The organism is Gemmatimonadota bacterium (assembly GCA_041390105.1).
Classification (GTDB): Bacteria; Gemmatimonadota; Gemmatimonadetes; order Longimicrobiales; family Gaopeijiaceae; genus JAGQIF01.
Genome location: JAWKQO010000002.1, coordinates 818391 through 831630, shown reverse-complemented (window position 1 = coordinate 831630; position 13240 = coordinate 818391). Strand labels below are relative to the sequence as shown.

Annotated in this window: 11 protein-coding genes; 2 read left to right on the top strand and 9 right to left on the bottom strand. The window is 68.2% G+C overall.

The genetic code is table 11. The features are described 5' to 3' along the window. Positions 1-13 precede the first annotated feature (13 nt). Entirely contained in the window at positions 14-1471 is a 1458-nt protein-coding gene (locus R3E10_12720) for a hypothetical protein (protein MEZ4416603.1), read from the top strand. Positions 1472-1522: 51 nt separating this feature from the next. On the opposite strand, the gene R3E10_12715 is transcribed toward R3E10_12720, so the two are convergent. From R3E10_12715 to R3E10_12685, 7 genes are all read right to left on the bottom strand, one after another. Continuing rightward, positions 1523-2275: an SGNH/GDSL hydrolase family protein gene (locus R3E10_12715; GenBank protein MEZ4416602.1), complete on the bottom strand. Its 753-nt coding sequence runs from the start codon at positions 2273-2275 to the stop codon at positions 1523-1525. A 124-nt stretch (positions 2276-2399) separates the two neighbouring features. Beyond that, on the bottom strand, positions 2400-3644 hold the full coding sequence (locus tag R3E10_12710) for a Gfo/Idh/MocA family oxidoreductase (protein MEZ4416601.1): 1245 nt from the start codon (positions 3642-3644) through the stop codon (positions 2400-2402). Next, on the bottom strand, positions 3641-4240 hold the full coding sequence (locus R3E10_12705; protein ID MEZ4416600.1) for a gluconate 2-dehydrogenase subunit 3 family protein: 600 nt from the start codon (positions 4238-4240) through the stop codon (positions 3641-3643). The genes R3E10_12710 and R3E10_12705 overlap by 4 nt, the downstream gene beginning before the upstream one ends. Positions 4241-4318: 78 nt before the next feature. Beyond that, on the bottom strand, positions 4319-5947 hold the full coding sequence (locus R3E10_12700; GenBank protein MEZ4416599.1) for a GMC family oxidoreductase: 1629 nt from the start codon (positions 5945-5947) through the stop codon (positions 4319-4321). 230 nt (positions 5948-6177) lie between these two features. Next, entirely contained in the window at positions 6178-6663 is a 486-nt protein-coding gene (locus R3E10_12695) for a hypothetical protein (GenBank protein ID MEZ4416598.1), read from the bottom strand. A gap of 14 nt (positions 6664-6677) precedes the next feature. Then, positions 6678-7226 (bottom strand): VOC family protein, encoded by a 549-nt coding sequence (locus tag R3E10_12690; GenBank protein ID MEZ4416597.1) that lies wholly within the window; start codon positions 7224-7226, stop codon positions 6678-6680. Between the two features lie 37 nt (positions 7227-7263). Then, positions 7264-9642: a choice-of-anchor B family protein gene (locus tag R3E10_12685; protein ID MEZ4416596.1), complete on the bottom strand. Its 2379-nt coding sequence runs from the start codon at positions 9640-9642 to the stop codon at positions 7264-7266. 145 nt (positions 9643-9787) lie between these two features. On the opposite strand from R3E10_12685, the gene R3E10_12680 reads away from it, so the two are divergent. Next, positions 9788-10693: a hypothetical protein gene (locus R3E10_12680; protein MEZ4416595.1), complete on the top strand. Its 906-nt coding sequence runs from the start codon at positions 9788-9790 to the stop codon at positions 10691-10693. Between the two features lie 11 nt (positions 10694-10704). On the opposite strand, the gene R3E10_12675 is transcribed toward R3E10_12680, so the two are convergent. Both R3E10_12675 and R3E10_12670 read right to left on the bottom strand, forming a co-directional pair. Further along, complete coding sequence (locus R3E10_12675; protein MEZ4416594.1) at positions 10705-11370, bottom strand: hypothetical protein; 666 nt, start codon at positions 11368-11370, stop codon at positions 10705-10707. A gap of 97 nt (positions 11371-11467) precedes the next feature. After that, positions 11468-13240: an alginate export family protein gene (locus tag R3E10_12670; GenBank protein ID MEZ4416593.1), complete on the bottom strand. Its 1773-nt coding sequence runs from the start codon at positions 13238-13240 to the stop codon at positions 11468-11470.

Genomic DNA, 13240 nt, shown 5'->3' with positions numbered 1-13240 from the left:
GAGCTCTTGGAACATGGTGGTTCGGCAACGCGGATCTGCGCTGATCCTGCTCGGACTCGCGTTGCCGCTCACCTCGCTGGGCGGATGCTTGCGGGACACCATGATCCCGGAAGACGCCGGCGTTCCGAGCCTGGAACGCGTCGAGCCCAACGGAATCACGACCGGGAGCAGCCGACTGACGGTCATCGGCGCCGGCTTCGTGCAACGGAGCGTCGTGCGCTGGAACGGGGCCGATCGGCCCACCCGCTTTCAAAGCCCCACGCGACTGGAGGCCACCCTCACATCGGCGGACGTGGCCCAGCCCGGCGTCGGCACCGTCACCGTGTTCACCCCCCCTCCAAGCGGGGGGCTTTCGGCAAGTCTCTCCGTACCCATCACCGCTGCGGCGAGCCGACCTCAGATCGGTGGGATCACGCCTGCGACGGTGCCGGCTGGCGCTCAAGGGATCGAGCTCGTCGTGCGCGGCACCGGGTTCGACCAGAGCACGCTCGTCGAGCTTCAGCCCGGCGGCCCGCTGGTCACGCAGTTTGTGGACGCACAGACCCTGCGCGCACCCCTTCCGTGGAGCATCGTCGTCCGAGCCGGCACCTACAACGTGCGCGCCCGCAACCCTACCCGTGCATCGGACCCGATCCCGTTCCCGGTGGTGGCGCTGCCCCCGATTCTCGTGTCCGTGGCGCCCGATTCGTTCGACGTCGGCGTGCCCCTGCACCTCGTGGTGCGTGGCGCCCACTTCCAACCGACCTCGCAGGTGAACTGGAACGGGAGTCCCCTCATCACGGAGTACGTGAGCTTCACCGAGCTGTCCGCCGAAGCGCCGATCCCCACGGTGGACGAGGAGGGCCGGGCCGGCGTGGCGGTCGAGACCCCCTTCCTCACGACGGTTCCATCGGGCGTTCGCTACCTCAAGCCCGTGATCGGCCCACCGCAGATCGATTCGCTCGCACCCGTACGGCTGATCGCGCACGAGCCGGCAGCGACTCCGTTGCGCATCCGGGGCACCCGCTTTTCCCCGTCAACCGTCGCACGCTGGAACGGGGCTGAGCGGGCCACGCGCTTCTTCAATGGAGGGTCGCTGGAGATCACGGTGACCGTCCAGGACCAGGCGGCCGTGGGAACGGCGACCCTGGACCTGCTCGACCGCTTCACGGGCCTCAGCTCCGCACCCGTCACGGTGCCGATCGAGTTGGCGCCGGCACCACGACTAGGGCCGGTCCTCCCCGATCATCTGGACCTCGGGGAGATCAGCACGACCACGTTCAAGGTCAACGGTGTGAACTTCACCCAACACGCCGTCGGGCTGTGGAACGGCGAGCCGCGCGTCACGGTGTATGTGCATGAGCGCGAGGTGCACGTCACGGTCACGCCCGCGGACCAAGCTGTGGAAGGCGAAGGCCTCCTGCAGGTCGCCGACACGGTGTATCAGGTGGTCTCCGACCCCTGGGTGGTTCCGATTCGACCGCGTTCCTAGTCCTACGGGCGGACCACCACCTTCCCCACCCGGCGGAGGCGTCCCCCGCCCCTACGGGTAGGTCGCGTTGGCCGCGCGCGCCGACTCCAGCAGCAGCGGACCGTACCCGGACGGGATCGGCGCCCCGGCGAAGCTGGGCGCGAAGGACTCGCCCACCAGCCGGTCGGCCATGGTGAGCGCGGCGAGGTAGGAGCCCTGCGCGCTCGGATGGAAACCGTCCGGACCATAGAGCTGCGCGTTGGGATCACGTCGCCAGGCGGCCCGCCAGGCCTCGCCCGCCGGAAACAGGATCCCCTGCGCGGAGTCGGCGGCCAAGGCGTAGGACGCCGCCACCCCGTCGAAATCGAAGCTCCGCTCGGTGGCGGGCCAGACCATGTAGAGGGCCGGCGTGGCGCCGATCGCTCGCGCCAGCTCGCCGAAGCGGCGAGAGTACTCCAACAGCGACGGTCTTCCCTCGGTCGCGGAAGGCCCCTGCTGCATCACGACATAGTCCCAGCCGCCCAGCTCGATGGCCGCCCGCGCCCGTCCGTCCAGCCAGTGGTCCTCCAGCCCGTAGTTGGGGAAGGCCACCTGGGCCACCTCGACGGGCCCCAGACCCGCCTCCACGAGTAGCCCGCGCAGCATGACGGGCAGATCGTTCGCGTAGGTGAGGCTGTTGCCGATGAACAGGACGTTGAACGCCGACGCATCCGGCGGTTCGCTGGGCGGCGCCATCGGGTCGGTACAGCCCAAGCTCACACCCAACAGCGAGCCGATGGCCAGTGGGGCCACCCAACGCGCGTACCGACCGCCTTTGACGTTCATGCCCATTCGGTACGCCAGGGATCGCTCGACCTTGCACCCCCCTACGGGAGGGCACGCCCCCCTGACGTCTCCCACCCCCGGCCCGACGCCAGCGACGCTGGGCGTCGCCGTGCGCCCACGGCGTCTACCGCGGGCGCCACTCCCCCTTGGCCACGCTGGGCACGAACCGATCCAGTCCCCGCGGTGGAAACTCGATGGTCTTGCCCTTCTCCGCGCTGAGATAGGCAGCCATGAGGATCTGAACCACCTCGAGCCCGTCGGCGAACGTCAGCAAGGGCTCCTCCTTGCCCAGGAACGCGCGCACGAAATGCCGATCCTCCGCTTCGTAGCCGTACGCCCACGCCTCTCCGGCCACGACCGGCATCAGGCCGACCTCGGCGTTCTGCTTCTCGACCAGGTCCTCGCCGGCTTTCCCCTTCACCTCGCGGCTGAAGAAGAGCTTCAGTCCAGAGTCGAGCGTGTTCCAGGCCATCGAGTACTCGGGTCCCAGCAGCTCGGACGACAGGCGCAGGCCGGCCCCCACGAAGCTCCAGGAGGTGGTCGCCTCCCCCAAGACGGTGAAGCCGTCGTCGGTCTCGAACTCGATGTGGACGCTGGCGAAGTCCTCGGACGGAGTGCGCGTGTAGTCGATATCCTTGCCCATCGTACGCGCCAGTTGCTTCGCGTACTCGGGGCGCGACCACTTGAGGCTCGCGATATGACCGGTGATGCGCCGCGGACGGACGGTGGAGTACGGTTCACCAGGGCGGGTGAGGAGGTGGCGCACCACCAGTGCCGAATGGCACATCATGTCGTTCAGGACACCACCCCCCTGCAGGCTCCCTTTCCAGAACCACGGGCCGTGCGGACCGGCGTGCTCCTCGGCCGCGCGGGCCAGATACGGGCGCCCGGTCAGTGAGGCGCCGCGCTTCCAGATGAGCTCCCGGCCGAGCTCCACCTGCGGCGCGAACACCTGGTTCTCCAGGTATCCCGTCTTCAGCCCTACGCGCTCCACGAGCGCGCAGACCTTCTTGGCTTCCTCCACGTTGCGCGCCAGGGGCTTCTCGCAGGCCATCCCTTTCAAGCTGCCCTTCCCGCGCTCGATGGCCGAGACGATCTCCTCGATGTTCTCGATCCGCGCGTGGTTGGGGCCGCACATCCAGATCGCATCGATGGCGGGGTCCTCGACCATCTCCGTGATGGACCGGTAGGCGCGGGCCTGACCGACATCGAGCTTGCGCGCCAGCGCGGCAGCATCCTTCGCGTTCTTGGCGTTGGGACTCCAAACACCCAGGACGTCCGCGTCGCGCACGGCCGGGAACGACTGGATGTGGAAACGGGCGTTGAATCCGCTTCCTACGAATCCGATGCCGAGTCGTCCTTCGCTCATGAGTTCAATCCCAGCTTCTCGAGTTGCTCCGGCGGACACCCTGCCCACCCCGGATTCATCACGTTGCCCATGTACTGCAAGTCTTCCACACCCATCTGGCTCGACCAGAAGCCGCTGGCGGTGAGGTCACGCATGCGATTGAAGAACCGGACACCGTGGCTCAGCTCCGCCGGAGCCCGCGCCGGCCAAGCGATGTCGTCCAATACCTGACCTCGCTGTTCAGCCGTGGCTTCGAGGAAGCCCGCATTGAAGCGCTCGCGGCATTCCCGGTCGAGCCAGGTGAGTCCACCGCGGACCTGAGTGCGAGCCGAGTCGTCGTTGCCCTCCGTCAGCACGAAGTCGATGAACTCCGGCACCTCGGCGTCGGTGGCGCTCCCCGATCGCTCGTCGGCCGGCAGGATCATATCCACCAGCACTCGAACCCGCTCCCATTCCTCCGCCGTGAAGAAGCGGGGCTGGTACGGCTGTCCGGTGCTCCGATTCTGGCGCAGCGCGGCCCGTGCGTTGGAGGCCTCCTCCGGCGTGCACGCCAGCGGTGCGACGAGAGCGAGCGCGGCCAGCGCGCCGATGGCTTCGCGTCGGGTCGGATCAGACATGGTGTCTCCAGGAGGCTGAACGCCTCTTTGCAGCAGCGGAGAGCGGGCTGAGCGCGCGCTCGACGGCGCGGGCGCGGCTCACAGCTCGCCCCGGTTTCGGGCTTCGACCAGATAGTCACTGGCCCGCCAGGACAGGGCCAGGATCGTCCACGTGGGGTTCTTGTCCGCCTGCGACACGAAGGGCCCGCCATCGACCACGAACAGGTTGGGAACGTCGTGCGCCTGTCCGAATCCGTTCACCACCGAGGAACGGGGATCGCTCCCCATGCGGGTCACCCCCAGCTCGTGGATGATGCGCCCGCCCGCCGCGATGCCGTATCCGCTTTCCGCGGAGGGCATCTCACCAAAGGGCGTACCGCCCATCTCGGTGATGATCTCCCGAAAGGTCTCCTGCATGTGCCTCACCTGGCGGTACTCGTGATCCGTCCACTTGAAGTGGAAGCGGAGCACAGGAATGCCCCACTGGTCCACGGTATCGGGGTCGATCTCGCAGTAGGTGTCGTCGTTGGGCACCATCTCTCCGCGGCCGCTGAAGCCCACCACAGCCCCGTAGTAACGACGGTAATCGTCCTTGAGGGCCGCGCCCCACCCGCCGCCGTTCGGGAAGCGTTGGATCCCGCCCATGAAGCCCGCTCCCGGCATGCCGCGCCCGCCCCAGATCTCGATGTGGTATCCTCGCGGGAAGTCGAGCCGGGCGTTGTTCAGCCACCAGGGCATATAGAGGTGCGCGCCCCCCACCCCATCCTCGTTGTGTGGGATTCCGTCCATGAGGGCGGGAACGAATCCGGCGACGTCCGTCCCGGTCGTGTCCGTCAGGTAGCGGCCCACGACGCCGGACGAGTTCGCCAGACCCTGCGGGAACAGAGTAGAGCGCGAGTTAAGCAGGATACGCGCCGACTCGCAGGCGCTGGCAGCCAGGAGCACCACCCGCGCACTGACGCGTTCCTCGCGACCGGTCTCCTTGTCGATGTAGATCACCCCGTCCGCGCGACCCTGGGCGTTGGTCGTGACCTCGCGCACCATGCACCCGGTGCGCAGCTCCAGGCGGCCCGACTCGACAGCCGGGTGGATCATCACGTTGGTGGAAGTGAAGTTCGAGTTGGTGACGCAACCCCGACTGCACTGTCCGCAGTAGTGGCAGGCGGCCCGTCCATTCAGCTCGCGCGTCAGGATCGAAAGGCGTGAAGGAATGCAGGGAATGCTCAAGCGCTGGGACGCCCGCTGGATCAGGCGCTCCCAGCAGCGCGGCTCCGGCGGAGGCAGGAAGATCCCGTCCGGCTGGTTGCGGATCCCCTCGTTGCTGCCGAACACGCCCACGAAGCGGTCGACGCGATCATAGTAAGGGGAGATGTCGTCATAGCTGATCGGCCAGTCGTCGCCGAGACCGTCCAGGCTCCTGCGTCGGAAGTCGTCGGGGCCGAAGCGCAACGAGATACGACCCCAGTGGTTCGTGCGACCACCCACCATCCGCAGACGGAACCAATCGAACTCCGTCCCGTCCGCCCGGGTGTAGGGCTCACCCGGCAGGGACCACCCTCCCAGGCCGGCGTCGAACTCGCCGAAGTGCCGCTCCGGGATCCAGCCACCCCGCCAGTCGGTCTGGTAGGGCCACGTGAACATGGCCGAGTCGGTGCGATTGTCCCACGGCGTGCCCGCCTCCAGCATCAAGACGTCGGCCCCGGCTTCCGTGAGCACCTTGGCGGCCATCCCCCCACCGGCGCCGGACCCCACGATGACGGCGTCGCGGACCTGCTGTCGGCCCTGGATGAAGGGCGCGAGGACGCGGAGGGCTTCGCGGCGGCTCGGTTGGGTCATGGCAGGACGATGCGTGGTCAGAGGAGCGAGCGGGGCTCGGGCACCCGGCACCCGATCGGACGGGAGCGAGCTTCGCGCAACATGCGTGGCAGACGGCGCGGAGGCCAGGCTGGGAAGGCAGCTCAGAGGTCGGCCAACAGGCGCTCCAGTCGGTCCCGGAGGGTGTACATCTGCTCCATCCCCAGTCGGCGTCCCACAGCGCCGGCGAGGTGGATGGCCACGATAACCAGCAGACCAGCAGGCACAGCCCAGAGCGCCAGGGCCGGCTCGCCCGAAACCCACTGCGCATACCCCCAGGATCCTCCCAGCAGTACGGCGAAGGCCGCCGCGAAGTACAGGAACATGAAAAAGGTCCAGACCTCGGGGTGAGGCGCGTAGCGACCGTACAACGTGGAGCCCTTGGGGGCGTCCTCGAGCTGGATGGAGAGGTGGGGGGACCACACCTTCCGTACCTCTTCCTCGACGCGCAGGTCGATGCAGCGGCCCGCCGCCGCCGAACAGTGCGGCAGGTCCACCTCGTTCAGGCGGACCCGCATGCGCTCCACGGCGATGTCCGCAGGCAACGGTAGGGTGATCTCGAAGGTGGGGCGCAGCCGGATTTCCGTCATCGTACGCCTCCGAGTTAGCTGATCTGGAGGTCCCAGCCGTCCGGATCGAGGACATGGTAGCTGTCGTATCCGTCCCCGCCACCCTGATCCCGACGGGGCTGGAGGCCCCTGCGTTCCAACTCCTCCCGAACTTCGTCGGTCTCGAAACGCTCCAGCTTCCAGGCGATGTGGTTGATCACGCCCGACAGGGGCGGCTGCTCCGGTCGGTTGGATCCGATCGATTCCGGACGGCGGTTGTTGCGGATGATGATGTCTCCTACGTCGCCGATCCGCAGGGTGGCCTGATTCTCACCGTTGTCGGAGACCACGGTCCATCCCATCAGATCTGCGTAGAAGTCGCGGCTGCGGCCGTAGTCGGCAACGGCGTAGGAGATGTGGTCGAGGCTGGCCGTGCGGAACGCGCTGGGGGCTGCGTCCGCACCGGCGGTCTTGGCCGCGAGCGGCGCGGCGGCGCCCAGGACGGCGGATCCCGTGGCCGCCAATGCGATCGACTGGATCAACTCACGCCGGTCGAGCGCTCCACGCTCGAATGCGTTCAACAACCGGGCAATCAACGTTTCCATCGATCTTCCTCCGCGAGGGACGCTCGGGCCTGGTGACTCAAGGGATCAAGGGGCGGCCGCGCGGCCGCAGCAGAAACAGCCCTTCGTTCATGCTGGAGACGATGACCGTGCCGCTCGCGAAGAACGGATACGCGGTCCACGCGCCCACGAATCCGGGAGGATTGCCTTCGTAGGGCGTCGTATCGAACCACCCGATCTCGACGGGGTTCTCGGGGTCGCTCAGGTCGAAGACCCGGAAGCCGGCCTGGTAGTTGGCCTGGTACATCCGGTCGCCTTTGACGAACAGGTTGTGGTCCGTCGACGTGTCCGGCCCGTCGACCGTCCGCAGCAAGATGGGGTCGTCGAGCTCGGACACGTCCCAGACGTAGGTACGCGTACGGGGCGCCGTGCCCACGAGCTCGTCCAGCTCGTCGTTCATGTAGAAGTAGCGCTGGTCGTCCGACAACCATCCCTGGTGCACGTAGGCCCGGCCGGGATAGGTCGCCACGCCGATCGGGGTGGGATTGGCCTTGTCGGTGACGTCGACGATCCGGATGGCGGTCTCGTTCGACGCGAAGCAGATCTGCCGTCCTCGGTGGGGCTCGTCGGGTCCGTCGTAGACGACGCACTGCGCGTCGTGCGTCCGACCCTGCCAGATGAGCCCCTCCGTGTCGGTGTAGCACCCTGCGAAGACCGGCGCCTTGGGATCCCTGATGTCCACCATGTGCAGCCCGCCGCCGCAGGTCTCACCCCCGCCGCTCGCGCCGACCGGGAAGGCGTACCCGCTCCCCGTGTCGATGACCAGGTTGTGTGCGCTCGCGATCCCGTGATAGACGGTATCGGGGGCGACGGTGGTGGGCGCCGTGGCGTCGAGGTCGCGAATCCGCGTGAGGTCGAAGACCACCAAGCCGTGTTCGCCTGCGCCGTCTCCCGTGAAGAACAGGTGATCGCGATACACCTTGAGGTCGCGCGCACCACTGGGGTTGCCCGGCACCAATCCCAGAAAGCGGGGCGCACCCGCATCGGTGACATCGACGATGGCAGCGCCAGCGGTCCGACCCACGAGCGCGTACTCGCGACCCGTCTGGGGATCCGTCCATCCCCAGAGGTCGCTCACGCGTTCACCCGGATGAGCACCGAGATCCTGCAGTGAAACGAAGGACAACAGATCGACGTTCTCGCACTTGAATCCCGCAGCGGCTCCTTCCACGCACGGGACCTCCCCATCCCTGGCGGAGGCCAGCCGCCCGAGCGGTTCGACCCAACGCTCGATCGACCACTGCGCTCCGTTCCGGCGCTGCAGGACCGCAGCGCGCCCCACCCCGCCAACCGCGCCCGGAGCGCCCACGACCCCGATCTCGTCCGTCAGGGCGAGGGCGATGCCGACAAGATCACCGGCCTGCGCGGCGCCCAACGGCAGGGGACCCAGGGCGACCAGGCCGTCCTCACCGTCACCCCACCGGTACACGGCGCCCGCTCGGGCATCCCGTTGGGGAGCGCCGACCCACAACTCGCGCGCTCCGTACGCCAGCGCACTCCCGAACGCGTCGCCCGGTGCCTCGCCCTCGAGACGCTGCACCTCGGCCCAGCCCCCGACCGAGGTGGGCGAGAACACCAGGACGAGCCCGCGCGAGCCATCGGCCCCCGGGGCGCCGGCAACCAGGCGGCTGCCCGCCAGCACCAGCGCCTCCCCCATACGCGACCCGGGAGGCAGCGTCTCCCCCCGGAGGACCGCATCCTGGGTCCACGCGCCGTTCGCTTGGCGGACGAACCGGAATACGGCTCCCGTCCCCTCGAAGCCAGGCGCACCGACCCAGGCCTCGTCCCCGTTGAGCCACAGCGCGCTGCCGAAGCGGGCATCGGGTCCTTCCGGGGCCGCCAGAAGGGCGACCGGCGCCCACGTGCCCTCGGCGTTCTTCTCCAGCACCCGGACGCCCCGCTCTCCCCCGGGCGCGCCCACGACGCCCGCGAGCAGCCGATCCCCGTCGAGCGCAACGACGCGCGAGGGCGGTTGCAGGATCCGGAGGATGCCCGCGAAGTCGAGGGCCGGACCGCCCGTGGCCGGCGCCGGCGCGATGGCGGGACTGGTATCCCAGGCCCACTGTCCCCCCGCTCCCCGCCGGAACATGTGGCCGGCGAGGCGGTTCTCCGGATCGCCGCTCCCCACGACGAAGGCGCCGGACTGGGCGCTGAGAGAAGGGCTGACTCCCTCGCCGGTGCGCGCGCTGCGCGCCACGGTCAGGCGCTCTCGCTCACTGCCGTCGCGCGAGAACACATAGAGCATGGCGGGTCCCCGCCCGACCGTGGGCTTGACCACGATCACGTGATCTCCCGCCACCGCCACCGCACGCCCGAACTGGTCCTGGGCACCGCCGTTCGCCACGCTGGCCAGCCACAGCGCGGCCCCGACCCCCAGTGTCCTCCCGTGACGCGGCATGGTTCCCCCTGATCTCCGGACCGGATCTCCCGAATCAGATAGGCGTTGGGCGAGCTTCCGTCCAGCCACCCCGGCCCACGGAGGTCGGTCCTGGGCCGCAGTCCCCCGAATTCGCTACTGTTTCAGGAGAGAGGAGGGCCGACCCTTGAAGAACCCAGCCCTGGCCGCAGGCCTTCTGACCTTGGCGTTCGCGACTCCCGCGGCCGCCCAGGTCACCAAGCAGATCGAAGCGGAGTTCGACCGTGTGGCCCTGCTGGCCGACTCGGACTCGGCCGGCACCGCCGAGCGCGTGGCGGCCGCCCGGCTCGCTCGCTACCTGCGGCGCTTCGAGGATGCGCGCTACTACCTGGCTCGGGCCGAGCGCATGGCGCGCGACGAAGCAGACCAGAACCGGGTCCTCAGCGAGAGCCTCTGGCTGCACCTGGCCACCGGCGTCAGCATCGACATCCTGCAGCAGGTGTTCGAGGACGAGCACACGAAGCGGCCGATGCCGCCAACGGTGCTCGCGGGCTGGATCAACAACTTTCCCGAGCTGCTCGTCGGCGGAGCCTACGACACGCTCGTCGCCCGCCTGAAGGTGGATGCGGAGGATCCCAGGTACCGCTGCGCCTGCTACGCTCAGCACGCCTGGATGCACCGTGCGGCCGGGCGCGACGCCATCGCCCGCGTGTACTGGGATTCGCTGGCCACGACCCGACGGCCCGTACCGGATGGGCTACCTCCGTTCGAGGAAGCCGAGTGGCGAACGCGAGTGGCCCGCGACCTGGCCCGCGCGGGACGGACGGAGGAGGCGCGAGCGGCGCTGGTGCGCGCCGCTGCCATCGACGTCGAGCCCGTGCAGCAGATCCAGGTCATCCGCCGCCGGGCGCAAGCCTATGCGGAGCTTGGGGACGTGGATGCTGCGGTCGCAGACCTGCGCTATCTGCTCTCGGTGCCGTCCGAGGTCACCGTCCACACGCTGGAGACGCGCCTTACCTGGGCCCCGCTGCGCGACGACCCCCGCTTTCGAGCACTCTGGCAAGCAGCGCCCCATTCGCAGGGTAGTCGCTAGCTGCCTCCTCGCTAGTTGTCCGGCTGGCCGTTCCAGTCGCGGTCCACGAATGCCGCGATCGAGCGCTCGATGTTGTCTTCGACGACCTTCTCGTCTGGACCGCCCTTGAGCGCGGCTCGCGGGTCCACCAGCGCGGCGCCACGCCAGAACCAGCTGCGCGCGTCCACCCGCAGGGTCACATTGGTCGCGGGGGCGTCCTCCAGGACCTCCAGGGCAGGCACGAGGTCGGCTTGCTGGCTCTCGTTCAGGTCTTGCGTGAAGACGAAGGGCTCACCGTTGTACTCGCCCTCCACGCGGATGGATACGCGCCGGAACTCGGGCCAACGGGTCAGGAACTCCCGATCCCCGGGGGTGTCGTCGTCCGGCTTGTGGATCTCGAACTCCACTTCGTCGTAGATGCCCGGGGTGACGTCCACGGAGACCACCGCGGCGGTTTCCCGGTCCACCGGGAGCTCCACCAGCAGCGGTCCCACCGCGAAGGTCTGGCAGGTGGGATCCGACGTGGGCACGGTGGAGCACCCGCTCTGGAAGCGTCGCTTGAGCTCGAGCTTGCGGACCACCAGCGCTATGCGCGCAAGTCGCAGCGTATTGGCCCCATCGCTCTGGATGATGTCGCGGCTGGACACGCCTGCGGCCGCCGACCATCCCGAAGACACGGAGAGGGTCACCTGCGGCATACGGGCCACCCCCGTAGGGGGCGGCGAACACGCCACCATCATGAAGCATACGCCGAGACACCGCATCACCCCGAAGACGCGGCGGACGAGGGACGCTTCAGAAGTCGATCCTGAACTCCAGCTTGTGTAGCCAGGCCAGGCCTGCGGAATTCTCGAATGCATCGCCAGGTACGAAGGCCCCCAGCTTGTAGGTGAAATGGGTTCCGGGGAAAACATCACGCAAAGCCAGCACCACGTCAGCGCCGTAGCCCACGTCGTAGCTGCCCCCACTCAAAGGTGTGTCGGACGTCTCCAGGTCGACGTTGTCCAGTTGGTCCGTCAACTCCACCAACCAGTATTGATGTCCAACCAGGTCGAGCGAGAAGCGGGACGCGGTCCGAATTCCCACACTGGCCGTCACGATGTTCAGATTGCTCAGCTCGGGATCGAGCGCCTCGCCGAAGTGTCGGAACGACGCGAGACCCCAGACGCGGCTGGAGTTGTCGTGGTAGCCCGACTGCCGGAATTCGTTGGACGTGGCATCGCCGCCGTCGCGGTCTCCGGAGCCCTTGGCCCGTGACAGGCTGACTCCCGGCTGCAGGGCCAGGTGCCGAGCCCGCAGCGCCACCCCGACGTCCCAGGCATACGCGTCCTGCGCACGTCCCTTGTCCTCCCCCCGCAGCAGCGCTCCGTTGCCCCACACCTTGAGGAAGTCGTGCTTCCCTTCCAGCGACGCGCCGTAGTAGCGGACATTGCGACCGCGCGCCTCGTCCGTGTCCGAGCGGCGCAGCATGTAGACGTTGGTCCGCCAGTCGTCACCGACGAACCAGCGTGCTTGCAGCAGCAGATCCTTCCACGTCTCATAGCGGTCGCGCAGCGGCACGACGGGCGCAAAGAACGAGGCCTCGAGCACCAGTGGCTGCAGAGGATAGGCGTACACCCTCAGGCCGTCGAGGTACTCGTCGAAGAGGAACTCACGGTTGTCGCGAACGCGCTGCTTCCCGGCAGTGACGCCGATGGGAAGATCGAGGAGTGATGGGGCGGACACGTAGAGTTGCCGCAGTTGCACTTCCGGGTCGGTGGACACCTCGTCCGCCAACACGTCCTCGGTACGGTAGAGCTCGTAGCGGGTCCGCAGCTGTCCCTGCGCGAAGAGCTTGGCCCCACCCGGCAGCACCGCCATCATCTCGGCCCGGGCCGAAGGCTCGCCGATTCCGAAGACATCGTCCGAGTTCTCTGCCAAGGAAAAGGAGCTCTGGACCTGCGCGATGGGCCGGAGACTCCCCGAAACGAAGAGATTCGAGCCGATCTGGCGGTAGCCCGGATCATCTCCGATGAGATCCTCGGACTTCAGCTCGCCGAACAGCTCGGTGAACATGCCCCCCGCCTCATCGTCGACATCCGTCTCCCGGGTGATCTCGATGGGGAAACCGTTGACATACAGTACGGTGCGCCCCGCCGCCCGATTCACCGCAGTCACTGTCCCCTTCACCGTCCGCGAGGTCTTGGCGTAGAGGTCGACGCGCGCTGCTACCGGCTCGGGAGTGCCGAGCTCCGTCAGCTTGACCTCCATCCACTCCCACTGCTCGAAGGCGGCCAGCGATGCTCCCTGGCGCGCAGGAACGAAGGTGGTCGAGTCCGGCCCGAAACGGATCCAGCGGCCCAGCACCTTGAGGCGGGAGCCCTCCACATCCAGCGCTTCGATCGGTCCACGCAGCGAGAGAGAGCGCGGCCGCGACAGCACCTCGATGTCCTCCGCGATCCAGCTTCCCCCCTCCCCCAGCCGGATGTCGACGGACACCCCCTGGCCGGGCACCAGCACTTGTGCCTGGGCGTCCGCGGGCGGCAGCACCGCCAGCAGCGCCAGCACCGGCAGAAGGCGACTCACCAT